The sequence below is a fragment of the Sphaerisporangium fuscum genome (assembly GCF_018531465.1).
GTDB lineage: Bacteria > Actinomycetota > Actinomycetes > Streptosporangiales > Streptosporangiaceae > Sphaerisporangium > Sphaerisporangium fuscum.
Map to the genome: position 1 here is coordinate 62,219 of NZ_JAHDTF010000029.1, position 25,777 is coordinate 87,995.

Annotated in this window: 26 protein-coding genes and 2 pseudogenes; 17 read left to right on the forward strand and 11 right to left on the reverse strand. The window is 65.7% G+C overall.

The features are described from left to right. Positions 1-88: 88 nt before the first annotated feature. From KIK05_RS33055 to KIK05_RS49505, 5 genes are all read left to right on the forward strand, one after another. A complete protein-coding gene (locus tag KIK05_RS33055; protein WP_214414772.1) occupies positions 89-1,084 on the forward strand; it encodes a glycosyltransferase family 9 protein in 996 nt (331 codons plus the stop codon). Continuing rightward, positions 1,081-2,007: a GHMP family kinase ATP-binding protein gene (locus tag KIK05_RS33060; RefSeq protein ID WP_214414773.1), complete on the forward strand. Its 927-nt coding sequence runs from the start codon at positions 1,081-1,083 to the stop codon at positions 2,005-2,007. The genes KIK05_RS33055 and KIK05_RS33060 overlap by 4 nt, the downstream gene beginning before the upstream one ends. Then, a complete protein-coding gene (locus tag KIK05_RS33065) occupies positions 2,004-3,101 on the forward strand; it encodes a glycosyltransferase family protein (protein ID WP_214414774.1) in 1,098 nt (365 codons plus the stop codon). The genes KIK05_RS33060 and KIK05_RS33065 overlap by 4 nt, the downstream gene beginning before the upstream one ends. Positions 3,102-3,164: 63 nt before the next feature. Further along, on the forward strand, positions 3,165-3,443 hold the full coding sequence (locus KIK05_RS33070) for an SIS domain-containing protein (RefSeq protein WP_214414775.1): 279 nt from the start codon (positions 3,165-3,167) through the stop codon (positions 3,441-3,443). Then, positions 3,401-3,802, forward strand: coding sequence for a D-sedoheptulose-7-phosphate isomerase (locus tag KIK05_RS49505; protein ID WP_372455629.1), 402 nt, complete (start codon positions 3,401-3,403; stop codon positions 3,800-3,802). The genes KIK05_RS33070 and KIK05_RS49505 overlap by 43 nt, the downstream gene beginning before the upstream one ends. Here the strand turns inward: KIK05_RS49505 and KIK05_RS33080 are convergent. Further along, positions 3,742-5,016: a glycosyltransferase family 9 protein gene (locus KIK05_RS33080; RefSeq protein WP_214414777.1), complete on the reverse strand. Its 1,275-nt coding sequence runs from the start codon at positions 5,014-5,016 to the stop codon at positions 3,742-3,744. The two genes, KIK05_RS49505 and KIK05_RS33080, sit on opposite strands and share 61 nt — an antisense overlap. Before the next feature lie 156 nt (positions 5,017-5,172). Between KIK05_RS33080 and KIK05_RS33085 the strand changes: the two genes are divergently transcribed. Further along, positions 5,173-6,045 carry a glycosyltransferase family 2 protein gene (locus KIK05_RS33085; protein ID WP_214414778.1) on the forward strand — a complete coding sequence of 291 codons (873 nt, stop codon included), beginning with the start codon at positions 5,173-5,175 and terminating at the stop codon, positions 6,043-6,045. 47 nt (positions 6,046-6,092) lie between these two features. On the opposite strand, the gene KIK05_RS33090 is transcribed toward KIK05_RS33085, so the two are convergent. Then, positions 6,093-6,680, reverse strand: coding sequence for a histidine phosphatase family protein (locus tag KIK05_RS33090; protein WP_214414779.1), 588 nt, complete (start codon positions 6,678-6,680; stop codon positions 6,093-6,095). Further along, positions 6,677-7,909, reverse strand: coding sequence for a type III PLP-dependent enzyme domain-containing protein (locus KIK05_RS33095; RefSeq protein ID WP_214414780.1), 1,233 nt, complete (start codon positions 7,907-7,909; stop codon positions 6,677-6,679). Before KIK05_RS33095 ends, KIK05_RS33090 begins: the two co-directional genes overlap by 4 nt. Before the next feature lie 184 nt (positions 7,910-8,093). Here KIK05_RS33095 and KIK05_RS33100 point away from each other — a divergent pair, with 184 nt between their 5' ends. Next, complete coding sequence (locus KIK05_RS33100) at positions 8,094-8,429, forward strand: hypothetical protein (protein WP_214414781.1); 336 nt, start codon at positions 8,094-8,096, stop codon at positions 8,427-8,429. A 247-nt stretch (positions 8,430-8,676) separates the two neighbouring features. On the opposite strand, the gene KIK05_RS33105 is transcribed toward KIK05_RS33100, so the two are convergent. From KIK05_RS33105 to KIK05_RS33115, 3 genes are read right to left on the reverse strand one after another with little or no spacing between them, the layout of a single operon-like run. Next, positions 8,677-9,600 carry an aldo/keto reductase gene (locus tag KIK05_RS33105; RefSeq protein ID WP_214414782.1) on the reverse strand — a complete coding sequence of 308 codons (924 nt, stop codon included), beginning with the start codon at positions 9,598-9,600 and terminating at the stop codon, positions 8,677-8,679. After that, positions 9,597-11,387 carry an ABC transporter ATP-binding protein gene (locus KIK05_RS33110; RefSeq protein WP_214414783.1) on the reverse strand — a complete coding sequence of 597 codons (1,791 nt, stop codon included), beginning with the start codon at positions 11,385-11,387 and terminating at the stop codon, positions 9,597-9,599. The genes KIK05_RS33105 and KIK05_RS33110 overlap by 4 nt, the downstream gene beginning before the upstream one ends. After that, entirely contained in the window at positions 11,384-13,171 is a 1,788-nt protein-coding gene (locus KIK05_RS33115; RefSeq protein ID WP_214414784.1) for an ABC transporter ATP-binding protein, read from the reverse strand. The genes KIK05_RS33110 and KIK05_RS33115 overlap by 4 nt, the downstream gene beginning before the upstream one ends. Before the next feature lie 377 nt (positions 13,172-13,548). Between KIK05_RS33115 and KIK05_RS33120 the strand changes: the two are divergent. Continuing rightward, positions 13,549-13,701 (forward strand): annotated as a pseudogene (locus KIK05_RS33120) (hypothetical protein); the annotation flags it as partial. Further along, positions 13,698-15,056, forward strand: a complete 1,359-nt coding sequence (locus tag KIK05_RS33125; RefSeq protein WP_214414786.1) for a condensation domain-containing protein — start codon at positions 13,698-13,700, stop codon at positions 15,054-15,056. The pseudogene KIK05_RS33120 and the gene KIK05_RS33125, both read left to right, overlap by 4 nt. A 258-nt stretch (positions 15,057-15,314) precedes the next feature. Here the strand turns inward: KIK05_RS33125 and KIK05_RS33130 are convergent, their stop codons facing one another. Genes KIK05_RS33130 through KIK05_RS33140 form a run of 3 tightly spaced genes read right to left on the reverse strand, consistent with a single transcriptional unit; the run spans position 15,315 to position 16,319 of the window. Further along, positions 15,315-15,674: a transposase gene (locus tag KIK05_RS33130; protein WP_214414787.1), complete on the reverse strand. Its 360-nt coding sequence runs from the start codon at positions 15,672-15,674 to the stop codon at positions 15,315-15,317. Continuing rightward, entirely contained in the window at positions 15,592-15,843 is a 252-nt protein-coding gene (locus KIK05_RS49510) for a transposase (protein ID WP_214414788.1), read from the reverse strand. The genes KIK05_RS33130 and KIK05_RS49510 overlap by 83 nt, the downstream gene beginning before the upstream one ends. Next, entirely contained in the window at positions 15,795-16,319 is a 525-nt protein-coding gene (locus KIK05_RS33140; protein ID WP_214414789.1) for a transposase family protein, read from the reverse strand. The genes KIK05_RS49510 and KIK05_RS33140 overlap by 49 nt, the downstream gene beginning before the upstream one ends. A 482-nt stretch (positions 16,320-16,801) precedes the next feature. On the opposite strand from KIK05_RS33140, the gene KIK05_RS33145 reads away from it, so the two are divergent. The 4 genes from KIK05_RS33145 to KIK05_RS33160 all read left to right on the forward strand — a co-directional run bounded on the left by KIK05_RS33145 (position 16,802) and on the right by KIK05_RS33160 (position 21,114). Beyond that, positions 16,802-18,244, forward strand: coding sequence for a class I adenylate-forming enzyme family protein (locus KIK05_RS33145; protein ID WP_214414790.1), 1,443 nt, complete (start codon positions 16,802-16,804; stop codon positions 18,242-18,244). Next, positions 18,241-19,401, forward strand: coding sequence for an acyl-CoA dehydrogenase family protein (locus tag KIK05_RS33150; RefSeq protein WP_214414791.1), 1,161 nt, complete (start codon positions 18,241-18,243; stop codon positions 19,399-19,401). Before KIK05_RS33145 ends, KIK05_RS33150 begins: the two co-directional genes overlap by 4 nt. Before the next feature lie 271 nt (positions 19,402-19,672). Beyond that, entirely contained in the window at positions 19,673-20,098 is a 426-nt protein-coding gene (locus KIK05_RS33155; protein WP_214414792.1) for a DDE-type integrase/transposase/recombinase, read from the forward strand. Between the two features lie 755 nt (positions 20,099-20,853). Continuing rightward, positions 20,854-21,114, forward strand: a complete 261-nt coding sequence (locus KIK05_RS33160) for a hypothetical protein (protein ID WP_214414793.1) — start codon at positions 20,854-20,856, stop codon at positions 21,112-21,114. Here the strand turns inward: KIK05_RS33160 and KIK05_RS33165 are convergent. Continuing rightward, on the reverse strand, positions 21,111-22,178 hold the full coding sequence (locus KIK05_RS33165) for a glucose-1-phosphate thymidylyltransferase (protein WP_214414794.1): 1,068 nt from the start codon (positions 22,176-22,178) through the stop codon (positions 21,111-21,113). The genes KIK05_RS33160 and KIK05_RS33165 overlap by 4 nt on opposite strands. Before the next feature lie 231 nt (positions 22,179-22,409). Between KIK05_RS33165 and KIK05_RS33170 the strand changes: the two genes are divergently transcribed. From KIK05_RS33170 to KIK05_RS33185, 4 genes are all read left to right on the forward strand, one after another. Beyond that, on the forward strand, positions 22,410-22,931 hold the full coding sequence (locus tag KIK05_RS33170; protein ID WP_214414795.1) for a 2OG-Fe(II) oxygenase: 522 nt from the start codon (positions 22,410-22,412) through the stop codon (positions 22,929-22,931). A gap of 38 nt (positions 22,932-22,969) precedes the next feature. Further along, complete coding sequence (locus tag KIK05_RS33175; protein ID WP_214414796.1) at positions 22,970-23,332, forward strand: hypothetical protein; 363 nt, start codon at positions 22,970-22,972, stop codon at positions 23,330-23,332. Between the two features lie 419 nt (positions 23,333-23,751). Beyond that, the gene (locus KIK05_RS33180) at positions 23,752-24,774 is read left to right on the forward strand and encodes a D-alanine--D-alanine ligase (protein ID WP_250563865.1); all 1,023 of its coding nucleotides are present in this window, start codon (positions 23,752-23,754) and stop codon (positions 24,772-24,774) included. After that, the gene (locus tag KIK05_RS33185; protein WP_214414797.1) at positions 24,771-25,415 is read left to right on the forward strand and encodes a M15 family metallopeptidase; all 645 of its coding nucleotides are present in this window, start codon (positions 24,771-24,773) and stop codon (positions 25,413-25,415) included. The genes KIK05_RS33180 and KIK05_RS33185 overlap by 4 nt, the downstream gene beginning before the upstream one ends. A 91-nt stretch (positions 25,416-25,506) precedes the next feature. Here the strand turns inward: KIK05_RS33185 and KIK05_RS49720 are convergent. After that, positions 25,507-25,644, reverse strand: a pseudogene (locus KIK05_RS49720) (IS256 family transposase); the annotation flags it as partial. Between the last annotated feature and the right edge of the window lie 133 nt (positions 25,645-25,777).

The window sequence follows — 25,777 nt, forward strand, 5'->3', positions numbered from 1 at the left end:
CAGCGAATCAGCTGATTCGCTGCGTAAATACGCAGATGTATGGAAGGGCCGGTAAGTCATATGTTGATGTTGAACAGTGTCCACATCGATGCTTTTTGTAAGATTTCTGGCTTTCGGTGACGTACTGCTTACCATGCCGGTCATTGAGGCATTGGCCCGCAGCGAGAACGTCTCCCACGTGGACCTGCTGACCGGGGCCGAATACGCCGATGACCTCAGGCGCAGCCCGTGGGTGCGCCATGTCTTCGCTTATGACGCGCGCATCGGCCGCATGCACCGGCACGACGGCCGCTCCCGGCATGTGGAACACGACAGCGAGATCGGGGAGTACGACGTGGTGGTTGATCTTCACACACGCGCCGTACCGCTGGGCGAGGAACTTGAGGCCCTCATCGCCGGGCTGCGCGGGCATCGCCGGGTCGGCTACGCCAGCCCTTTTTCACCCTCACCTGCCGACTATACTTTGGCCGCTCGGGGCCGGGACGAGCATGCCGTCGAGTATTACGCGCGCTCGGTCGCGGACCTCATCGATGTCCCGCTCGGCAATGGGTCCATGCGCATCACCGAGGCCGAGCGAGCCCAGGCCGCCATGAGGTTGCCGCCTGACCCGGTGTGTATGGCGCCGGGGGCGAGATACCCGTGGAAGCGCTGGCCTGCCGAGTCTTACGCCAAGCTGGCCGGCCTGCTGGCCGCCGAGGGTTATTCTCCCCTGCTCATCGGCCAGCGTCCCTTCGACGAGCCCTATGTACGCGCGGTCCGCAGGCTTCGCGACATTCCGGCCATCATGGACTCCACGGTAGAGCTGGCGAATCTGATGGCCGCAGCCGGTCTCGTCATCGCCAACAACAGCGGCTTGACGGCGCTGGCTGCGGCGTCGGGTGCCCAGGTGGTGTGCGTGCACAGCCACACGCTGCCCGCCATGTGGAGGCCTTGGGGCGACGGGCACGCCAACCTGACCGGCGAGCCAGGGCCATGCGGCTGTGTCGGCCCCGCGCCACACGATCTGGCCACTCCGTGCGGTAAGGGCATCTCGCCCGAGGACGTGTTCGGCGCCGTCATACGTCTGTCACGGGGAAGGTCATGACCGTCGTAGTGCGCGCCCCGCTTCGCATCGGCTTCAGCGGCGGCGGCACCGACATCATGCCTTATGCAGGTGAGCACGGCGGGTGCGTAGTGTCCGCCACCATCGACCTGCACGCTCAGGCCACCATCGAATCGAGCACCGAGCCCGACGGTTCCTTGCTGTTCAGCACGGCGCGCCGCCTGCTCGACCTCCCGTACGAACCGGGCTACGCGGGAAGGGCCACCGCTGGCGACTTGATCGGCTCAGGGCTTGGCTCGTCCTCCGCGTCCGCCGTCGCCGTGATCACCGCACTAAGTGAGTCGCATGGCCGGCCATTGTCCAGAGCCGACCTGGCCATGTTCGCGTACCGGCTCGAACGCGAGGAACTCGGGCAGATTGGCGGCGCGCAGGACCACCACTCGGCCGCGCACGGCGGGCTCAACTTCATGGAATTCGGCGCGCACGGCACGGTTGCAGTGACGCCGCTTCGCCTTGAACCCGAGCCGCTGTGCGACAGCGGCGTGCGCCGCGACTCTGGCCAAGTGCTCAAAGAGCAGGTCAGAGCCGTCCAGCGTGGAGAGAGGACAGTCCTCCACGCGCTGTACAGAATGAAGACATTCGCCGTCGAGATGCGACACCAACTCGTCAAGAGAGACCTGAAGTCCTTCGCTGAACTGATGGCGCTCGCTTGGGAGGAGAAACGCCGTCTGGCAGGCGTCGAGCAACCGCAGATACGCCCCCTCCTGGACACAGGACAGGAAGCAGGCTCCGCGGCGGCAAAGGTGCGCGGCGCGGGAGGCGGGGGCTTCCTGCTGTTCTTCGTCGCCCCCGCACGGCGAAGTGAGGTCGCGTCGGCATTGGCCGCGGCAGGCGGCAAGCCGCGCGCCGTCACCCTGGTCAATGATGGAGCCGGAACACGATCTGCGTTGAGGAGCAAGGTGTGAGGATTCTCTACCTGGCGCCGTTCACCAGCCGAGAAGATCATCTCGACAGCGGTGTGGTGGGGTACGGCGAGACGTCGGGCAACGCGCTGGTACGGGAGCTGCGACTGCTGGGCCACGCGGTCAGGACCGTGCCGACCCGTCCGCCGGCCACGACCAAGGTGGGGCACGCGATCCAGACCTATGAGGAACTCAGCACGCTCGACCTGAAATCATTCGACGCGCTGTTCATGTACAACACCCACCACCAGTTCGCCGCCGAGGTCAGAAGGCTGTTGTATGAGACGGGCGCGACCGGCACGTTGCTGACGGGCTACACACACGGCAGCCACTGGGATCCGAGCGACCAGATACGGCACGCCTATCCTATGTTGAAGTTCGCCGACCTGGGCAATGTCATGGCTTTCGACGTGGTCTTCCTCGTCTCGCACTACATGCTCGACGTAGTGTCGCGCACCCTCACCGCCGAGCTGGGACCGAAAGTCGCGACGGAGTTCGCCAAGAGGGCCCGCGTGGTAGGGGGAACCATCGACACCGACCGGCTTGAGGCCGCGCGCACCGACAAGGACGAGGTGCCCGCCATCGTTTTCAATCACTCGCCGACCGCCGCCAAGCGCCCTGAGGTCTTCTTCCGGCGTATTCCCGAGGTACTCGACGCGCATCCTGACGTAACGCTCACCGTGACACGCAAATTCTACTCGGACAATCCTGGATTCACCGAGCTCCAGCAGGTGATCAAGCATTTTCCCGGCCGAGTCACGCTCGGCGAAACGATGCAGACCGATGCTTACTTCACGCGGTTGTGGCGCAGTCACCTCCAGGTGTCGACCGCCTCGCACGAATCCTTCGGCGTCAGCACAGTGGAGGCTATTTACGCCGGGTGCTGCGCTGTACTGCCCACGCATGGCTGCTACGCGGAGGTGACCGGAGACTCGGGCATCTATCACCGTGACGAGGACATGGCCGAGCGGCTGAACACCTACTTGTCCGACCCCATGGCCACCGAGCGGACCGTGCGGGACCAGCAGCGGGCCATCAGGCGCTACTACCCATCCGACGTGGCCGCCCGCATCACCGCCGCCATCGCGTCCCCATGATGTCCGCCGAGTTGGCAGGGCGGCGACGGCCGAGCTACCCAAGGTGATCTCCAGCCTGCACAAATGCGACCATCAGATGGTCACGATCGCCACGACCATGGCGTATGCGCTAGGGCAGGCAGCAAGATCCTCTTCTTTGGCAACGGCGGATCTTCCATGGACGCCGGCCACCTGGCGGCTGAGTTCCTGGGCCGATTCAGCCGGGAACGTCGGTCGCTGGCGGCCATTAGCCTCACCGACCAGACCGCCGCCATGACGGCCATCGGCAACGACTTCGCCTTCGAGGTCTCGCCCGACAGATCCAGGGACTCGGCCGCCCCGGTGACGTCGCCGTCGCCTTGACCACCAGCGGCCGGTCCACGAACATCGTGCCTGGACTGGAGCGAGCGCGCCGTTTGGGGCTCACCACGGTCGCGCTCACCGGCCAGGCCGGAGGCCCGGCCGCCGGCATCGCCGATCTCTGTGTGCGCGTGCCGGCCGATGACACACCGCCTATCCAAGAGGCCTGCATCCACCTCGGCCACACGATCTGTGAGCTCGTCGAAGCCAAGCTCTTCCCCGTACGGCAGGCGCCCTTGACCACTGTCTTCCCCTCGAGCGAGGCGGCACGCTCAACGCCAAGACCGCGACGACGAGTACATCACCTCGCCCGACGCGCGTTTAATACTTCCAGTGCCGTATCCAGGCGCGACATGACCTGACCGTCGGCCATAACCGCCGCGACCCCCTCGGGCCGCCAGCGGTCGACGAACACGTCGGAAGGCGCTTCGACAAACAGCGCCACGGCCGGTACGCCGAGTGCCGCGGCCACGTGCTGGAAGGCTGAGTCATAGCCCACGTAACCGTCTGCGGCTGCCAGCAACCCGCCGACGTCGGCCACCGTCGCACCCACGATCAAGCCGAGCCCATGCAAGGCCGGCTCGGGATCGCCGTCCTGGCGGGAAAAGCACCACACCCGGCCACCGGTACGGCTCCCCCAGGCATAGGCCGCCTCACGCGCCCTGCGCTCCTCCTCCGCGGTCCCCCCCGTGTCGAGGAGGATGGCCGCCCGCTCACTGACCCGGCGCAGGACGTCGACCTCCTCACGCGGCGACAGCCCTTTGGTGTCTTTTCCGCCGACGCCCAGCGACACCACCACGACAGGCAGACCGCAACGGTCACGCACCGACTTCACGATGGCGCTTCCCCACGCGGTCTCGGCATCGGGCAGCATGATCCGTGGCCCCACAGCGGCCTCTCGCGGTAGGCCGACCACCGCCCGCGCCCAGTCGGCCGCCAGCGCGCCAAGGTCACGCCTGTCCCAGGTCGCCGTGTGCCGCCCGCTGAAGATTCGCACACCGACCCGTCCGGTCCCCAACCTGAGCAGGCCGAGCTGGGTGAGCCTGCTGTCGGGGTCGAGTACCAGCAGCTCGGCATGTGGATAACGCGCCTGCCAGGCCCGTACAGCTCGAGCCGCGCCCGACCATGCTCTAATCCGTTCCTGAATCGTGCCGTGGCGCGGATACGGATGGTTCCAAACCTCCGTGCCGGAGAACTGACCGAGCAGTGGTTCAAGGTGCTTGACCGAGCCCAGCAGGGCCAGCGGGACCTCCGGCCAGGCGGCCCGCACCACGGCCGCGATGGTGCCTGTCACGGTGACGTCAGCGCCGATGGTAACGCGCGAAGGAATGACGCACAGAGCTGGCCGCCTCGCTGCGAGGGTTGAATCCCGCGTCGCCGCGACGTGCGCTATATCGACCTCGTCAACCAGCAACGGATTCCGGCGAGCAGCCTCTGCCAGGACATATGCCATAAGCCTGTCATGCAAGTGTTGCACATCAGGATCGAAACTATCACAAATAGGTTCGATTATCTCACCGAAGAACCACCGCGCCCCCCGATGCCCGTCCAGCGCGCGATCGGCGATCTGCACCATGGTCTGATCCGGGAAATCGACTGCCTCGGCACCAAACGCGGCGACAAGTCCCGCTAATAGGGGATACGTAAACGCTTTTATGGCGATCTCCCGAGAAGCGCTTCGACACTAGACTGCAAGTTGCACCCTTGTTGGAATATGGAAGGTTGTTCGCCCTTGAACGGCTCGATTGAAGCGGTAATCGTCAACCACAACACTTCGACTTTCGCCGAAATCGCGCTGAGGTCGTTGCGATGGACCATTGATCACGCCGGCCTCGCGGAGACGGTGCGCATCACGGTGGTCGACAACCACTCCACTGACGACACATCCGATCTCAAGGCTGCGCTCAACGACTGCGGGGCGCGATGGGAACTGTCGCGCTGGCCTGCGAGCAAGCAAGCGCTCACCACTCACGGCGACGTCCTGCGCGACTTCGTGCTGTCCCGGCCCGAGGCCGCCGGCTACTTCTTCGTCGAGTCCGACATGTGCCTGCTGGAGCGCGACATCCTTGCGGTCATGCTCGCCGAGGTCACCGAGGAACCCGACGTGTGGGCAGTGCAAGCACGACAACTGATCCCTGGCGCGCCGCGTGACGCAGCCCCGTTCACAAGCGCCGTCCATCGCAGGAGGCGGCGACTGGAGTTGACCGCGCAACTGGCCGTCGAGACGGACGACGGCACGATCGACACCATGAATCTCGTCCACAAGGGACATAAGATGCCCCGCTGCCACCCCGGGTGCGCGCTCCTTGCCAACAGCACCGCACTCCAACTCGGCGCGCGGCACCTCGGCTTCTCCGCGGCTTGGACGTGGTCCAACGATCCGGCTCTCGGAGGTCTGAACGACACCCTGGGTCTGGTGTCCAATGTGTTGCGAACACACGGCAAGCGCAGTCGGCTCTCCACTGCCTCGGTGATCCACTTCTGGCACGGGTCCCGCATAGGCGTGACCGATCATCATCGCCGGCTGATCGCACTGCTCAGGGCAGGTGATATGGAGGAATTCGCAGCCGAGGCCACAGCAGGACTGGCCACCTCGACCACCTGAGCGCCTGCTCGCGGAATCCTCCTGCGCCTGATATGAGCCTCGGCCGCTCATCGGGGGCTTCCACCAGGCACGTCGTTGTAGGAATCGAGCCGCCACTGCCGTCCCTCACTGGTGTCTGACCACACGGTGATCGAACCGTTGGCAGGATCGAGCCTGAAGGGCAGCCGGGCGGATACCCCGCCCAGCGTCCAGAAGGAGGCGGCGATCACGCCGCCGTGTGTCACCGCCACCACAGTCCTGTCGATCCCTGGAGCTGCGATCTTGCGTAGCGCGCGGCGTACCCGGACTTGGAAGGACTCGCGACGTTCGGCGTGGGCCAGATCTAGGTCTCTGGCCTGCGCGATGGCCATGCCGTCCAGCGAACCGGGATGCCGCTCACACAGGTCGCACCGGCTGTGGAGGGTCAGGCCGAGACGCTGGGCTATGGGCTGCGCGGTCTCCCTGGCTCGCGGGAGCACACTGGAGAAGAGAACAACGTCGTGGTGGTCGGCGCACATCTCGACGAGACGATCAGCGATCGAATGACACTGATCGCGACCGAACTGGGTCAGGCCGACGCATGTGTCGTGCCCCGCCCACGTCTCGTCGACGTTGCACACGGCCTGTGCGTGCCGGACCAGAATGAGCCTGGTCACGGCAACGTCTCACGCGTGAGGCGCAGGCGTGAGGCTGAGACCACGACATCACCACGCAGCACGACCTCGGTGGGCGAGGGCCGACCGAGAAAGGCGATGAGGCTCGCGGTCAGGCCATAGGCGCCCAGATTCGGAAAGACGATCAGGTCTCCTGGGCGGAGCCGGGCGAGATCGATCGAGCGGGAGATGACGTCCGCCGGGGTGCAGAGCGGGCCTGCGAGCGTTACGGTAGTGAGCTCGGTTGCTTCCTCTCCAAGCACGGGCACGGCTTCGGGAAGCATTCGGCCGAGACCGGACAGGCCGCCCAAATGGTTAATGCCGCTGTCCAGGAGGACGAATGTGCGGCCAGAGCGATCCTTTACATCGACCACGCAGCAGATGAGCCTGCCGCAGTCGCCTACCAGGTGGCGCCCTGACTCGAAGGCGAGCGTCATGCGGCTGTCGCGCCATTCAGGCAAGTGAGCATCGAGCGCCTTGCTCACACGACGGCGAAGCATGGGGTAGTTCGGACGGTTACCGGGCTTGGCGTAGGGGGCGGCGAACCCGCCGCCGAGATCCAGATACTCCAGCCGCAGCGCGCCCTCGCGCCGCAGGCGGGCTGCGGTCGCGATGCTTTCCTCCAACTCGGCCGCCAGTCCTTCCTCGTCGGAGACGTTACTCACGGGGAAGAAGTGGGCACCCACCACGCGCGCGCCCTCGAAGTCGGCGAAACGGTCAGGCGAGTCAAGGAACTCGTGCGCGTCGACGCCGAACTGAGAAGCCGTTCCGGTCATGCGCAGTCCCGCCCCGCCGTTGGCCGTGCCGGAGATCCGCAGTAGGCATCGGGCAATCGTTCCCGCGTTCGCCGCCGCCCGGGCAACACGCCCGTAGTCGGCGGCCGACTCAACGGAGAAGAGGGTGACGCCGGCGGCGAGGGCCGCCGACAGCTCCTCCAATGACTTGGCCGGCCCCGTGTAGAGGCAGTCGGCGCCGGAGAATCCAGCCGCGCGCGCTGCAGCCAGTTCACCTTCAGAACTGATCTCCGCATGACAGCCTCCTTTCCGCAACTCCCGGGCGACCGCCGGGTGCGGGTTGGCCTTCAGCGAGTAATACAGCGTCGCCCCGGCAGGGATCGCGGCGCGCAGATCGGCCACCGCAGCAGCGACCGCGTCCAGTTGATAGACATATATGGGGCTTCCATATCTGCCGACCAGCTCCACATCGACCGAATCAGAAGAATGAAGTATCATCGCATACCGGATTGTTCCCGATTACTAATTCGATAATTAGTCGCATCTATTGGGGACATGCTCCACAACCTGTGGGCGGAACACTAGGCCCCGAAGACGATCGGCGGACAGAAGCGCCCTGTTCGACTTCCCAGCCCTGGAGGCGCTGGTCAAGGTGATCATTCGCGCTGCTGAAGGGGAAGCCGTGACTGACTGCGTCAGCCACGGCTACATCATGGCCCGCGGCTTCGTAGCGCGTGGCAAGGAAGCGCTGACACTTGGCGGTCGGTTGAACGACTGGCGCCGCCGAATCGGGCGACGTGCCCGAGGAGCCCGAGGTGGAGCGATTGCGCAACTACGTGCGCGCTATGGCAACGCCACGATCACCATCAGCAATACCGTGGCCGCCTTCTTCATACCTGCCGAGCGCACGATTCGACGCGCGCCGGACACTCTGGTAAGCATCGAACTCGACCGCATGGTCCTCATCACACGGAGAGTCGTCCTCGCCACGCTGAGGCAGGGCGTGGTGTGGTGCTAACAGCACCCCGCCCCGGCCGGAACGTGGTTTCGCCGGCTTCGCGCTACAGCGCCGCAAAGGTCACGATCGTATCGCTGCCCGCCACTTGGGAATACGAGCTGGACTCGCGCGGAGTGCGGGGCAACGCCATCGGGCCGAGCATGGCGCTGGCCGAAGTGTCGCAGCGAACGTGATGTCAACCGAAGACGCGGGATCCGCTCGCGCCACTTCGGCGGCTGAGACACAATCTGGACATGCACTGTGGCATCTACCTCAACGGGGCGCACGTTCCAAGCCTGCCCTCGCGTAGCCAGCGCAACTCATCGGCGTCCATCGTGATATCCACGCCGACGAGCGCGGTCTCCAATTCCTCGACGGTCTGCGGCCCGATAATCGGATAAGTACCGAACGGTTGGTTGAGCACGTAGGCCAGCGCGATGTTGATGGTGTCAACTCCGCGCCGCTCGGCCAGTATCGCGGCGCGCTCGCGGCGCGCGTAGTTGTCGGGTGTACCCCAGCAGCGCCACACGTTGGGATCCAGCGATGACTCGGGCACGTTCGCGAAGAAGCCCCTAGCTTGGGACGACCACGGCATCAGCGCGATATTGCCGTCGGCCAGCATGTCGAGATAAGCCGGTGAGACGCCCTCACAGCCCGGGTAAAGCGGTTCGACGGGTTCGGCCAGCGAGAAGTGGTTGCTCAGCACGATCATTCCAGTGCCACCGCGTGCCACGGCGTAACGATTGGCCTCAGCTAGGCGCTCCCGCCCCCAGTTGGATGCGCCGTAGGCACAGATGCGGCCTGCGGCTACCTCGGCTTCCAGAGCCTCCACGAACTCGCCCACAGGGATTGCCGGGTCGTCGCGATGTAGCAGGTACACATCCACCCGCGGCACGCCGAGCAGGTCGAGAGTCTGCGTCAGGTCGGGGGCGACGGCCGAGGGCGTGCAGTCTGGCGGATGCGCCCCTTTGGCAATGATGACAAAGTTGTCAGGTTTGCTGCTCCTGATCCAGTCGCCGACTGCCGCTTCCGAGGTGCCGCCACCGTACACGCGCGCGGTATCTATGCACGTGCCCCCGGCTTCCATAAACCTGTCGAGCAGCTTGTGACCGCGTTCGTTGCGGATGCCGGAGGTGCCGAGCACACACCGGGACACCAACTCGTCAACTCCCGGTAGCTTGCCGTATTTCATGCGAACCCCTCTGTGCTTCTCTGCGCTTGTGCCTCGAATGCCTGGCGATAGAGCCCATCACGGGCCATCAGCGTGTCGTGGTCACCCACTTCGGCGATCCGGCCCTGGTCGAGAACCACGATGAGGTCCGCCATGCGGACGGTGGAGAAGCGGTGCGACACGAGCACGGTCACCGCGCCGCGCGCTCTGGACGCGGCGCTCAACTCGGCGAACCGCTCGAACAACTCGTGCTCCGCCCTTGGGTCGAGCGCCGCAGTGGGCTCGTCGAGCAGGGTGAGCATCGGCTCGCCGCGTAGGAACGTGCGTGACATGGCCAAGCGCTGCCACTGGCCATCCGACAGTTGCGCCCCGTCGAACTGGCGGCCAAGCCGCGTCTGGTAGCCATGCTCCAGCGTTTCCACCATCTCCGCCGCGCCGCCGGCAACCGCTGCGGACGCGATCTCGCCCTGCTCGGCGCCCAGGCGGCCGACGCCGATGGATTCCGCCACCAGAAACTCGAACCTGGCGAAGTCCTGGAAGGCTGCGGTGATGTGGGTGCGCCAGTCGTCGGGATCGAGGGACCGCAGGTCTGTGTCGTCGAAGCTGACGCGGCCAGAGCTTGGATCGTAGTAGCGGCACAGCAGCTTGGCCAGGGTGCTCTTGCCCGCGCCATTGTCGCCGACGATCGCCACGGTGGCCCCCGCAGGCAGCGTGAGCGTGATGTCGTGGAGGACCTCGTGGTCGGTCAGTGGGTAGCTGAAGGATACGCGCTCCAGGTGGATCCCTTTCTCCAGGCGAGCGGGCACCGGCTTGGGCCGTTCGGGAGCGCGTACAGCGGAGGCATACTCGATCAACCACAGATACCGCCGCGCAGCGAAGCTCACCCTGACCACCTGCGTACCGGCCATCGCCAGGCTGCGCGCGCTCTCCAGCACGGTCTGCAGCAACACCACGCCCAGCACCAGGTCGCCGGCCGACGCACGACCCTCCGCGGCCAACCAGATCAGCAGCGCCAGCCCGCCAACCAGCATCAGCGCCTGCATCGCACCCGACAACGCGGCGGCTATGACGCCACGGCGCTCTGAGCGCAGGAGATTCTGCCCCACCGCCATGGTGGCCTTGTCATACCTGTCCAACAGCCAGGAGCCGATGCCCAGCATCCTGATGTCAGGCGCGACCGCTGCTCTCGTGGTCAGCTCGATCAAGTGTCCGGCCAGCCGCTGGTCGGCCAACGCGCCATCCTTGACTGTCATCGCCCACTTGGCGGCACGCATCTGCACGGTGCCAAGCGCGATCGCGCCCCCCACCGGCACCATCAGCACTGGATGCAAGGAGGCCAGGACGCCCAGTGAGATGAGGAACGCGCAAACTAGGCCCATCTGGCCGCCCACGACGCCGAAGACGGTGGAGATCTGGTTAGCCTCGGTACGCAGGAAGGAGACGCGGTCGGCGTAGCGGGGGTTCTCCAGATGCTCGATGCCGTACGGCCGCAGCGCCGCCTTGATGATCTCCGCCGAGATCAGCTGCTCGCCCCGCCGCCTGACGATCTCGCGCATGTGGTCGGTGAGGTTAAGCATGACTTCCGGCATCAGCACCCCGATGGTGACCACGGCGACCCACACCGGGTCACTGAACCCATGGCCGGCGACCAGTTGCTGCAGACCGAGCCCGAGCAGCGGTCCCGCGACGATCATCGTCAAGAACCAGCCGGCGACAGTGAAGATCGCACCGAGCGGTGAGGCGCGCCAGGCGATGGCGAAGACCGCCCGCCATGACAACAGCAGAGAGGGCAGATCGGGCTCGCTCATCGGACAGGCTCCCGGAAACGCCTTGCCTGCAGCTCGTACAGCTCCGCGTAACGACCAGCAGCCGCCAGGAGCTCCTTGTGGCTGCCCTGTTCCACGATTCGGCCCTCTTCGAGCACAGCGACCCGCGCGGCCATGCGGACTGTCGAGAATCTGTGAGAGATGAGCAAGGTGGTGGTGCCGCGGGTCAGTTCATCAAAGCGCTCATAGAGCTCGGACTCCAACCGGACGTCCAGCGCCGCGGTCGGCTCGTCGAGCACGAGGACGGGCGCCTCGTGACGAGCACGGACCGCCAGCAGTCTGGCCAGCGCAAGCCGCTGCCACTGGCCTCCCGACAGGTCGACGCCGCCGAACTCCCGGCTGAGCACGGTGTCCCAGCCGTAGGGCAACGCGTCGAGCACTGAGGCCATACCCGCCCGCTCGGCCGCCTTTGCGAGCAGGTCGCGGTCGTCCGCCGCCACGCGCAGGTTGTCGCGTGCCGACATGGGTAACTTGATGAACTGCTGAAAGATCACTGCCATCCGCTGCCTGAGCAGCTCGAGATCCAGCTCCCTGATATCCACGCCGTCGAGGGTGATCCTTCCCTCGGTTGGGTCGTAGAACCGGCACAGTAGCTTCACCAGCGTCGACTTGCCTGCGCCGTTCTCACCGACCAAGGCGACTGACTCTCCAGCAGGAATGTGAAGATCGAGCCCGTCGAGCACCAGTTCTGACGTGCCCGGGTAACGGAAGCTGACTTTCTCGAAGTGGACGCCGTCCCGTAGCTGGGCGGCGGGGATGGCGCGGCCAGCCGTCGCCATTCGCGGATCGCGTTCCGGCATTGTCTCGATGGCGAACACGTCGGGCAAGAACGCCACCGCTTGCCGCAGCCCTCCAGGCAACCCCTCGAGCGTGTGCATGCCGTTGGAAGCGGTACGCAGGGCGAGCATGGTGGCCGTGAACTCTGTGGCACCCATTGTGCTCGCGCGGAGCGCGCTCACCGCCACAATGAGCGGTGTCAGGAGGACGGCCGCTCTGATCAGATTGATGAGGGTGTTCTCCTTGAGTTGACGGCGCAGGTCGCGGAAAACGCCTGCCATACCGTCAGCCCAGAACCGTTGTTGCCGATCGGCCAGCCAGTCTCCCAGCGCGAACAGCCGGACCTCTGACGCGTGCTTGGGCGTGACCGCCAGGTCGCGATGATAGTCGGCATAACGCAGCCGCGACGACTCCTCACGCTGGAGCGCAGTCCTGCGCCCTGCATGCCGCCAGTCGTTGACGCCGATACTGATGGCAACCGCCAAGATCAATAGTGGCGCCCACCAGGCAAAATGGCCCAGGATGATCAGGCTGCCGACCAGCATGGTGCCCCGTCTGACCAGTGTGACGAGCCGCTCAAGCAGTATTCCCGGCTCTTTTCTGCTCCAACTGGCCGCCTCCAGACGATCAGCCAGCGCCGCAGTCTCCAAATGCTCCAAACCAGGCAGATGCAGGCAGGTACGCATCCTGATTCGGTCGAGCGCGGTCGCGAAACGAAAGGATAGGTAAGCGGACGCAATGGGCGCCATGGCCGCTGCCGCACGCTCCATCAGGAGTGCCGCCGCCAGTACGGCCAAGGCTTCGGCGGCGGAGGTACGGGCCGCTTCAGAATCGACCATATGGGGAGCCAGGCCGACCAAGGTGGCTCCAGCCACGGTGGCGATATTGGGTGAGATGCCCTGGAGCACGGCAGCCACTGCGGACAGCCAGAAAGCGCCGGGCGAAGAGCGCACGAGCAGCCTTGAGGCGCGGGTGAGCAGTGTGATCATGTTTACCGATCTCACGGAGTCGTAGCGATAGGAACATAACGTCACAAGTACGGCTAAGGGAGTGCTCGCGCTGTCACCGGATCACGGGACGTGCCCAGTCGGCCGTGCCCGGACCAGGATTGTCGTCACCGCCGTGTTGAGGAAGGTGGTGCGTTGGGTGCCGTGCTGTCCAACTCTTGGCTGCGGCGGTGTCGAGGCCTGCAGTGCCCCATAACTTGGCTTCAAGTCCGCGGGATGGCAGCCAACCGTTGAAATCGACGAACACGCCGAGCGCGTGGTGGCTATCTGGAAGAAGGTCATGAGGACAGACGAGATCCACGCCGACAGCCACCTGATGGATCTGGACACAACCTCGCTGACTCCGGGTCCACCTCCGGTCGCAGGTGCGCGCCGAGCTCGGCAAGGAGATCGAGCCGGTGGACTTCCTGGACCATCCGACGCCATCAGAGCTGGCGATGATGATCGCTGAGGCGCAGGAGTGGAATGGTTCCGCTACTGTGGCGACAGATCGAATGGTCATCGAGCTGTGAATGAGATCGTTGTCGAATTCCACGGTGCCAGATCGGGGTCGGGCGAGCTGACCTGGGCCCAGCGCGAGATGTGGCATCTGATCAACCAGTCCCGTCCTCATCACCATTACTTCAACTTCGGAAGGCTGTTCCGGGTGCCGAAGGGGCGCACCGTTGACGACGTGGCCAGTGCCGTTCGCCAGCTGGTGGAAATTTATGAGACCTTTCGCACCACGATCCGCGTCGAGCCCGACGGCACACTGGGGCAGCATGTGGCCGAGAGTGGCGAGTATCGCCTGGCGAAGTACGAGGCGGGAGAAGCCGACGGCGAACTGACCGAGCAGGTGACCTACGAATACAAGGGCTACAGCTTCGACGACGATGAGTGGCCGCTAAAGGTCGCGGTAATCATGCGAGACAGCAAGCCCAGCTACGTGTTGTTCATGATTTCCCACCTGGCGGCCGACCGCCTGGGTTCCGAGCTGGCCTGCGACACCTTCGCCAGGCTGCTGGCGGGAGGGGTCGACGGAGTGCCCGACGGCATCACTCATCCGCTCGACCAGGCGGCGGCCGAGGCAACACCTGCGGGATTGCGCGCCGCTCGACGCGCGGCCGGCTTCTGGCGCCGGACACTGAAAACGATCCCACCGACGTTGTTCACCGAACGGCTGGAGGAGACGCCCGTCTCCTGGTCTCCAGCCGGTGAGCTCGACTCGCCGGCGGCGGCACTGGCCGCCGGATCACTTGGAGTCGAGCTCGGCGTCTCCAGCACGGGAGTGGTCCTGGCTGCCGTTGCGGCACTGCTGGGCGTGCGCACGGGCCAGGACATGATCGCACTCAGGCTGTTCGCGGCCAACAGAACCTCGCCTGGGCTGAGGGAGATGGTGGGGACCAGGGTGCAGACCGGCCTGTTCGCTGTTGATCTGACCGACTCCTCCTTCTATGAGCTGATACGTCGCTCGTGGGCTGCCTCCCTACTGGCCTACCGCTATTCCTCCTACCCACCGGAGCTGATCAGGGAGATCGTCGACGAGGTGAGCGCAGAACGGGGGGTCCGGTTCGATCTGGGCTGCCACGTGCAGGACGCCACCGGCTACAAGCAGGCCGTACTGCGCCACCATTCGCCGGAGGAGGTGGCGGCGGCCGCAGCACATACCCATTTTCGCCGCAGCGTGCTCTGGGACCGTAGACAGCTGTTCAGACTCGACATCGAGGGGACACCTGGGGTTAGCCTGAAGCTCAGGCTCGGCGCCGACCCGACTGTCATGACAGCCAGCGATATCGAGACATTCCTGCGTGGAGCCGAGAAGCTTCTGGTCCAAGCGATCACCGCGAACGTTGCACTGAAGGGGATCCCCGGGCTGGTGGGCTGGTGACCGCCAGCCGCGGATGTCTTCATGCTCTCCAACCAGATCACAACCTCCTGTGACGTACTTGCGCGACGTCCTCATCAGCTCGTCCTTCTCCTCCTTGGTGAGCACTTCCAGATCCCCTGTACAAACCGCTCGGTCGTGCAGGGTCGGCTGGTACACGATGAGCAACAGCTCGCCTCACTGGGGCACCGCTGCCACGAGAACCTTGTCGATTCCGGCTGAAGACCGGCTCTGGCACTAATTTCGTGACGTTGACCCGTGTCAGTCGGCGAGGAGGACGCGTTTGCGCAGGAGGTCGGGGGTGGCCCGGCCGTACATCTGCCGCTTGAGCATCTTGATACGGTTGACGTGGCCTTCCACCTTCGCTGAGCTGTAGGGCAGGGTCAGGCCTGCTTTGGGGGAGTCGAAGTCGCGACGCAACCCTGCGACGAAGGAGTGCACTTCCGGCAGGTCGGAGGCCTGGACGGCGTTCATCCACTGCTCCAGCCCGTCACCAGCGAGTTGCAGCATCATGTGGGCAAAGGCACGGACGTGCTGGTCACGTAAGTGGGCGCGATGCTCTTGGTGACCGATCGGCGACCTGCCTCGCCTGTGGGGCGCCGCGGGCGGCGCCGTCGGCATAGCAGCCTGCTCTGTCCCGACAGACGATCTCCACGCGGGGGTGCTCGATCAGCCAGGCGGCCAGGGCGTCCGATGACCGCTCCGGCAGCACGTCGACCGGTCGGCTCGTGGTGATGTCGATCAGGATCCTGCCGTAGGTATGACCGCGGCGAAAGGCGAAGTCGTCCACGCCCAGTACCTGGGGTCACCGTTCGGATCAGGGGCAGGCAGGGGCCGGATCAGCCTGATCAGCGTCATCCGGTTCACCGCAGCGGCCAGGCGGTGTGTGAGCCGGGCACCGGGCCGGCCGCCCAGGGCCAGGCCGATGGTCTGCAGCAGGTACCGGAGCAGGAGGCTGTAGCGGCCGTAGCGGACGGCCAGCCCGGTCACCTGCTCGGCAAAGGTCTTCTTGCCACAGCCATGGTTTCCGCACCGAAAGGGCTGAACGTGCAGATGGAGCACGATCTCCTGGCCACTGACCGCCGTGTCGCACACCCGTCGCTCATACCTGCTGTGCACTCGGCGCGAAACCATCCCGCACCGCGGGCACGCCGCTTGCGTGGTACGGGTTCGGACCCGGATCCGTACTGACCTGTCCGACCGGTACAGCTGATCGATCTGCCGGGAGTGGGGCAAGAGGACCGCGAGCAACTCCGAGATCGTCACTCAGCATGATCAGCAATACCTACGGCTGGCCGCCGGAAGATCACGTGTGCCAGAGCCACAGTTCGAGCGGAATTGACAAACCTGACGATGGATCCGGACGTTCTCTCTGCGATCCCTCCTGATGGAGAAGAGCGTTCCAGATTCGACAGCCGCGCCGTCTGACGGCGGCGAGCCATATGCCGACGGCCGTGGCGCTCACCCGTCAGCTGTGAGGAGTCGGCCAGCGGCAACGTGCCGACCAGAAGCTCCACGCACTCGGGTGAGGCTTCCAGCATGTCGCCATCCGGATGCCAGCCTGTTCACAGGGTCCAATTCCCAAGATCTCCGGTCGGAACATGTCGATCGCATTCGCTGGCCGTACCTCAAGATAAGGAGCACCGCGAGCGTCTGCAAGACACGGCTGTGTCCTTGATTCTGGGGGTAGCCGGGGTGGTTGTGGTCCTCAATGTGACGGACCGACAATGCGAGCTCGGAGGTCAGACATGATCAACGACTCGAGGCCGCAGCTTCTCCACGATCTGCTCGAACTGGCTGCCCGGCGTGCCCCCGAAGCAATCGCAGTACGCGATGAGGAGGGCGCCTGGTCGTACGCGGAACTGCTGGCGCAAAGCCGCGCCTGCGCGCGGTGGCTACATCGGCGCGGCACGCGTCCGGGTGACCGCGTGCTGATCGCGGCCGTACCGGATCGGCGCGTCGTCGCCGTACTATTCGCCTGCTCCTTACTCGCCGCCGTATGCGTTCCGGTCAGCGGTACGGCGAAGCGCCGTCAGTGGACCCACTATGTCGCCGACTGCGGCGCGGCGGTAATTCTGACCGCAGATGCCCTAAATTCGAGCCAAGCCGAGTGGGACGACGACGATGAGCTCCCGGCAGCTGCCCTGCCGCACGACACCGCCCTGCTCATCTACACCTCCGGCAGCACTGCCGTGCCAAAGGCCGTGGTGTGCCCGCACGCATCCGTGCTCTTCGCCACCCTGGCCATCGCCGAACGGCTCGGGTACCGGGCGAGCGACGTGGTCTTCTGCCGCGTCCCCCTCTCCTTCGACTACGGCCTCTACCAGGTGTTCCTGTGCGCCCATGCGGGTGCAGAACTGGTGCTGGCGGCTCCAGACTCCGACGCGGGACTCCTCGCCTCGATACGCCGGTGTGGAGCCACTGTCGTCCCTGTCGTCCCGCATCTGGCAGAGATGCTTCTGCGCCTCGGCGCCCGCGACGGGCTACCCACGTCGATCAGGCTTTTGACCAACACCGGCGAGACCTTGCCACCGGCGACTGTCTCGGCGCTCAGGCAACGCTTCTCCGGTGCCAAGGTCCAGTTGATGTACGGCATCACCGAATGCAAACGGGTCAGCATCATGGAAGCCGATGGCGACCTCGACCGACCCGGCGCCCTCGGCAGGCCACTGAGTGGCACCCGCGTGCGCGTCCTCGACACCTCGGGGGCCGATGTCGCCCCCGGCGAGCTGGGAGAGCTCGTCGTCAGCGGCCCGCACGTCATGGCGGGCTACTGGGGCGACCCCGGACTCGGTGTCGAGGTCTTCGGAACCGACCCAGAGAGCGGGGAGAGAGCGTTGCGTACCGGCGACTTCGGGCGACTGGATGAGGACGGCTACCTATATTTCCACGGCCGCCGCGACCAGATATTCAAGCGACGCGGGATACGGATGAGCACACTGGAGATTGAGGCGGCGGCGCGCGAGGTCCCTGGTGTCGCCGAGGCCGCGCTCGTGCCGCCCGACGAAGGCCGCGACGCCGTACTCCTCGTGGTGGCCTCGATCTCAGCCGCGAAAGTACTGCGTGAGCTGGGCGAGCGCCTGGACTCTGCGCGGGTTCCGGAACTCTGCCGTGTGGTCGATCACTTGCCGCGCAACTCATCAGGGAAGCTCGACAGGGCCATGCTGGCCCGATTGGAGGCAGCAGGATGAAGCCCGCCGACGTTGCCGCACAGGTGGTCCCGGAGTTGGCCGAGCACGCCGCCCGCGTGGACGCCGACGCCACGTTCCCAGAGACGGGAGTGAAGGCGCTACGGCGCAGCGGTCTCATGGGCCTGCTCGTTCCGGCCGAGTACGGCGGCATGGACGGTGACCTGAGCGACCTGGTAGAGGTTGCCGCGACCCTGGCTTCGGGGTGTCTGTCCACCGCGATGATCTGGGCCATGCACTGCCAGCAAATCGACGCGCTGGTCCGCCACTCCTCTCCGGAACTACGGGCCAGGCTCCTCCCCCGCATCGCGCGTGGTGAGGTCTACATCGCCTCGGTGACCACCGAGCCCGCCAAGGGCGGCCACCTCCTGACCGCCGTCGCCCCACTGCGTCCGGCGGACGGCCAGGTCGAGCTGTCGCGCACCGCGCCCGTGGTGACCGGAGGTGAACACGCCGACGGCTATCTCATCACCATGCGCGCTGCCGAGGAAGCGGCCGGCCAGGAGGTAACGCTCGTCTACGCCGACCGCTGCCAGCTCACTCGCCGGACCAAGGGCACGTGGAATCCGCTCGGCATGCGTGCCACCCACAGCGTGGGCATGGAACTGTCCGGTGCTGTGCCCGCAGACCAGATTGTCGGCGAGTCCGGCGGCTTCCGCCGTGTGGCCATCGACAGCTTCATCCCCACTGGCCACCTGGGCTGGGCGGCGTGCTGGCTGGGTGCGGCGCGTTCCGGGTTGAGCGACGTGGTGCGGCTGCTCGGCTCCCCCAAGCGCCCGTCCAGCCTCGACCTGGGCTCCGATCTGGTGCGTGAGCGGCTGGCGCGGGTTCGCATGGACCTTGAACTGATCAGCGCGTATCTGCATGTCGTACGCGCCGAGGTCCTGGATCGACGGCGAAGCGGCGAGTCGCTCGATGTCCCGGCCGCTCAAATCCACCTGAACACGCTGAAGGTGGCCGCGGCGGAGCTGACCTTCAACGCCGTCCACCGCCTCATTCAGCTCGCCGGCATGTCGACCGGCTACCTAAAGACCTCCCCCATCCCGCTGGAGCGGCACTTTCGGGATCTGCGATCGGCCAGCCTCAACTATTCCGATGACCGGCTGATTACGGCGATCGGCGCCCTGTCGCTCATGGACCGCGCCGTCAATTTGGCCTGACGTTCGCCGCCTTTAATTCGCGCTGTAAGTTTCTATGGTGTTCTGATGTCGCGTTCTGGTCCTCACGCAGTTCAGTCAGCGTCTTCGCCAGGACGTCGACGTGCTCAAGCGAGTGACGGCTTTCATCGTGTGTGGGAGACCCGGTGAGCGTCCACCCGTTGATCGAGCCGGCGAAACAGGGCGGCCACAGCGTCAAGCGGGTGCGTGAACTGCTGGGAGTCTCCGTGCCGTCTTCTATGCCCGCCGCAGCGGGATCCCTGGGCCGCGTGCCGTGCGCGACGCCGAGGTGCATATGCGCTTGCGGGGCTGCTATGGCGCACCCCGGGTGCACGCGCAACTGCGCCAGAGTGCGAGCAGTGCGGCAGGCCAGCGGGCGGCCCGGCTGATGCGCGAGCTCGGCCTGGCCGGACGGTATCGGCGGCGCCGGCAGCGGACCACCATCCCCGCCCCGGGCGCAGACACCCGGCCGCACCTGATCGGCCGCGACTTCACACCCGATGCAGCCGGACTCGATACCCGCTGGTGCGGTGACATCACCTACATCGCCACCGAGGAGGGCTGGCTGTATCTGGCCACCGTCATCGACATCGCCTCGCGCCGGGTGGTCGGCCGGGCGACGGCGGATCATCTGCGTACCGACCTGGTCGCCGAGGCGCTACGCCGGGCCTGGGCACGCCGTCGCCCACCTGATCGGTGATCTTTCACTCGGACAATGGCTGCCATTACACCAGCGTCTACTACACCACCCTGGCCGAACGACTCGGGGCACGACTGTCCGTCGGTCGGTCGAACCGGTCAGTGCTGGGACAACTCGCTGGGCGAGTCGTTCATCGCCACGCTCAAGGGCGGGCTCCTCGGCGATCGCCCCTGCCCCACCCAGGCTGCCGCTCGCCGGGCGATCTTCGAGATAATAGGGGCTGGTACAACCTCCGTCGCCTGCACGGCAGCCTGGACTACCGTAGCCCTGCCGACTTCGAGGCCGCTCACGCTGCCTGCGAGCAACGCCGAAGTGGCCGCCCGATTGGAATGGGCACGCATGTGGTGGCTAAATGGCGCCGGCGCCCGGGCGTGGCGCGCACCACCACTGACGGCCAAGTGGAGGAGGTGGTGGTACGCACCCTGGAAGGAGTGCCGGCCGGGCCCACATACTGGTCCAGGCGCGATCTGTCTCGCCGGAGGGCATCACCCCAACCAGCATGCTGCGCATCTGGAGAGCGTTCGTGCGCTCCTGGCACACAGAGGACTTCAAGATCTCCACACATCCGCTCCTGATCGGCAAGATCTGGGCGTGGCTGGCTCTACCTGGCCCCACCGGCCTATGCCGCGGTGTCCCATGGATGAGAAACCGCAGATCCAAGCCCTGCAGCGCAGCGCGCCCGGTGCTGCCCGACGGCGCCCGAGCGGCGCAGCTTCGACCACGTCCGGCATGGCACCGTCGATCTGTTCGCCGCTTTGAACACGGCCATCGGCATGGTGATCGGCAAGCTCTCAGCCCACCGGGTCATCGACTCCCGTGATTTCCCGGACGAGATCGCCCGCCAGCTCGAGCCCGGTCTGGCAGTCCGTCTCAACTGCGACGGCCTGTCCACGCACAAGGCGCCGGTGGTACATGTCTGGCTGCTGGCCCAGCCATGCTTCGTGCTGCACTTCACGACCATGTCATCGACTGCATCTGCCGCTACTTGCGACCGACTCTCAAGACCGGCTCACTAGACGTCGATCCGCACCTTGCTGTGATCCCCCAATACGAGTCGATGCGTCCCGCGCACGCCCGGCGCGGCCGTGACCGCGACGTCGTGGCCGATGAGCGATGACTCGACACGGCGAACGCCCTCAAGGCAGGCACGGGGCAGGATGATCGAGTGCCGGATCTCGCTCCCGGCGACCCGGCACTTGGCCGCGATCGAGGTATTCGGACCGACGAAGCTGTCGAGCACGTGAGCGTCCTGGCCGATGACCGCCGGGCCGACGATCCGCGAACGTTCGATCACGGCCCCAGGCGAGACGACGACAGGGCCTGTCAGCTCGCTGTGCTCGTCCACCGCGCCGTCGATCCGCGCCTCCACCGATGCCAGCACCAAGCGGTTGACCTCCAGCATGTCGGCGACGCTCCCGGTGTCCTTCCAGTACCCGGACACCAGTGACGATTTCACTTTCAGCCCCGATCTCAGCATCGCCCGAATGGCATCGGTGATCTCCAGTTCGCCCCTGCGCGACGGCGTCAGGCGCGCCACCGCGTCGTGGACGGCCGGTGAGAAAAGGTAGACCCCGACCAAAGCGAGGTCGCTCTTCGGCTCCTGTGGCTTCTCCACCAGGTCGATAACCCGCCCCCGCGGGTCGAGCTCCGCGACGCCGAACTGCCGGGGATCCGGGACCCGCGTGAGCATGATGTGCGCGTCCGGGCGATCACGCCTGAAGCCGTCCACCAGGCCGGTGATCCCTCCCACGATGAAGTTGTCGCCGAGGTACATGACGAAGTCGTCATCGCCCAGATACTCACGGGCGATCAACACGCCATGCGCCAGCCCCAGAGGGGATGTCTGAGGCAGGTACGTGATTCTGAGCCCGAAAGCGGAACCGTCTCCGACCGCCTTCGTGATCGAGGCGTGGGTGGCACCGACCACCACGCCGACCTCCTCGATCCCTGCGGCCGCGATCGCCTCTAGACCATAGAACAGCACCGGTTTGTTCGCGACGGGCACCAACTGTTTCGCCAGCGTGTGAGTGATCGGCCGCAGCCGCGTACCGGAGCCTCCGGCGAGCACCAGAGCCTTCACAACGGGCGGACGTGCGCGGTGGTGGACATCTGACTACCTTTCTGCACGCTCTTTGACACACCTGCACGTTCGTTGACACGAGCGACGCGTGTTCGTTGAAGCGAGCGGCAAGGCCCACCGAACACCGCCGACTCCAGAGGCGTCAAACGCCGCGCAGTCGCGGGAATCGGGGACATGCCTTCGGCAGGTGCTCGTGCCAGGCTGGCGGCGAATCGAGCGAGCGAGGTCCCCATGCCTGATTTTTCGATGTACGTCCAGCGAGAGTTGCTAACTCCTCAGGAATGCCAGGAACTTATCGACGTCGCGGATGCCATCGACCTTTGGGGCGAGTACGAGGTTCCCGTGGACGAGGTCGGCAACGGGGTTCGCCAGAGCGTCTTCGACCTGCGTATCCAGTTCGAGGACCTGCACGACTCCGTCCTGGCGTTCCTGACGGAGATCAACGCCGAACACTGGAACTTCGCCATCGACGGCTGGAACCAGCCGCTGCGGATAGCTCGGTATTTCCCGGGCTACCGCCACGACTGGCACACCGATTACACCGGCGCCGACGCCAGCAAGCTCGCCTTCTCAATGCCGCTGAATAGCGACTACCAAGGCGGCGAGCTGCAACTTCTGGAATGTGAGCGTATCGGCCAGAAACTCGGCCACGCCCTGGTCTTCCCCGCCTTCCAAGGCCACCGCGTCACAGAGGTGACGGAGGGAGTCCGATATGTGCTCCTCGGCTGGCTGACCGGCCCTCGGTTCGTCTGACCGGCCAGAGCCTACGGTGCTGACGGCGAACGGCAAGGTTGACCACGCTGCCGTGGCCGACCGGCTCTTCCGGTCCGGCGGTGCGCCCGCGAACGGAGACGGCCGCGCATGACCAGCTCATCGAGAAGTTCGGCAACCCGATCTACAAGTACGATCTCGGCGAGGTCGCGGAGGCCTTTCGTCGCCTGTCCGAAGCGCTCCCCTCCGAGGCGAGGACGAAGATGGCAGAGCGTTTACGCGGCGCCCGACCTCAGGACAACGGCGCGGGAGCGCGAGGATGTCATGAACAGGATGACGATCCGACCGGGCTGGATCGCCTTCCTGCCGAAGCCCGCCTGCTGCTCGTCCTGTCGCGCCAGAAGGTGGGCCAACCGCAGCGGGCGAGGGGTCGGACCTCCTGAAGAGCGCGGATGCCGTCGATTGGGGATACTTCCTGGACCAGGGATTCCGTAACAAGGTCATGCCGCTGGCGGCACGCAATCGCACGGTGCGAGATCGCTGGCACCGCGGCCGTGAGCGGAACACCGCCGCCAGCGCCCACAGCAGCACGCCGGTCTCGTTGCCCAGCATGGCCGCCGCCCCCGAGGACCGGCCGGCGCGCAGGGTCTGGCGGAGGATCACCGCGGTGCTCACGCCGGGGACTATCGCGATGAGGAAGCAGGCGCCCCGGCGACCTCATCGAGTCGACCCACGTGTAGATGGCGTCCTGCCGCTCCGCCGCGACACCTGTCCGGACAGAGGTCCTCCTCATGGAAGACGCGGTGCCGCTGTACGGCGACATACGCCTAATCGTGGAAGCTTTCGAAAGGCAGACAAGATAATGGACCTGTTTCCCAAGGCCCTGCGCGTCGCGCTGCTCCTCGGCGGCCATAGCGCCGAACGTGACGTCTCGATGGCCTCCGCAGCGGAGGTCATTCCAGCCCTGCGCGGGCGCGGCCACAGTGTTGAAGTCTTCGACACCATCAAGGGCAGGCTCGGCCCTGCCGACGAGGCGCGCGTGTTGACGGCGAAGGTGGGACACATCCCGCCCGACCTGGCTTTGCGACCCGTCGTGGGTATGGTGCCCCGGCTGGTGGAAGAACTGCTTGGCGCGGACGTGGTCTTCCTGGCCCTGCATGGAGGAGCGGGAGAGAACGGGGTCATCCAGGCGATCCTGGACTCGGTGGGGCTGAGCTACACCGGCAGCGGCCACCTTGCCAGCGCCATGGCCATGGACAAGAACCTGAGCAAGCGACTGTTCCGCGCAGCGGCCGTACCCACTCCGGACTGGGTGCTGCTGGAACCGGACGACGATCCTGACAGCCTTCCCTTCGAGATCACCCCCAGCAGCCCTGTGATCGTCAAACCGAATGCACAGGGGTCCACCATCGGCCTGACCCTGGTGGAGAAGCCGCAGGCCCTGCACGAGGCCGTGAGGACCGCACGGATACACGACACCGACGTGCTCGTCGAGCGTTTCGTGCCCCGGCGGGAGTTCGTCGTCGGCGTCCTCGACGGAAGACCGCTGGCCGTGGGGGAGATCAAGTTGCGCGGCAAGGCGATTTTCGACTACGAGGCCAAGTATCAGGTCGGTGGCGCACTGGAGATCTTCCCGGCCGACATTCCCGCGGCATTGACGGCCGAACTGCAGGAACTGGCGGTGCGAGCTCACCACAGCCTCAAAGTGGGCTCCTACAGCCGCGTGGACTTCCGGCAGGACGAGGAGGGGCGTCTCTGGTGCCTGGAGGTGAACACGTTGCCCGGCCTGACCGCCACCAGCCTCTTCCCCCAATCGGCGCAGGCAGCGGGAATCACGTTTCCCGAACTGTGCGAGCGCATCTGCCGATCGGCGCTGGCCCGATGACGGCCGTCGAGTTCGAGCACATCGCCATCAAGGAGAACGGAGATCCCCTGGTGGATCTCCGTCCCTACCCTTTCGATCTTTCTCCCTCCTACTTTCACCAGGGCCTTTCACCGACCAGCGCGATACGCCTGCGCCGCTCGGTCGCCGACATGCTGGTCGACGTTCAGCACGACCTGGCTCCGCTGACCTTGAGAATCTGGGACGGTCACCGGCCGCGGTCGGTGCAGACAGCCATCTATCAGCGTTACCTCGCGGATCTTCGAGCCGCGTACCCGGAGAAGGACGAGACCGAACTGAGGAAGGAGGCGGAGGTCTTCGTCACCGAACCGGCAGACCCCAGGCGCGTCCCTCCCCACGCCACCGGCGGCGCGGTGGATCTGACGCTCCTGGACAGGACCGGCCACGAACTCGACATGGGGACGGCCTTCGATCACTTCGGCCCCGAGTCGGCGGCCCTCTATCTTGAGGAGCGCGCTGGAAACCCTCGAGTCAGGGACAACCGGCGAAGACTACGCGACGCCATGATCGGAGCGGGCTTCCGCTGCGATGCCGACGAGTGGTGGCATTTCGACTTCGGCAACCAAATCTGGGCGGCGCACTACAAGGAGCCGGAAGCCTTTTACGGCGAGATCGACCACTGAGCTCTTCCATCCTGACGCTGCTGGGGCACGAGCAACCGTCAAGAGCTGTGGTTGGGGAGTGGTGGTCAGGCTGCGGTGGCTTCGGGGCACAGACGAGGTGACCGTTCTCGAACTGCGCCCCGGCGCGGACGAGGGCGACCAGGTGGGGTGCGGTGACCGCGCGTCAGCGAGCCTGTGCCGACTCTGCCGGCTTGGACACCATCGCCGGCGCGGCGGCCGGGCCGCCGGCGAGCTACTCCCTGTGACGACGAACGCGGCGAAGCCGCTCGCCGATGGGGATCGTGAGGACTCCCTGCGGTCGACGCGGAACCACCTCCAACGTCACCGCGACCTCGTAGGTCGCGGCACGTCCGGCCAGCCGT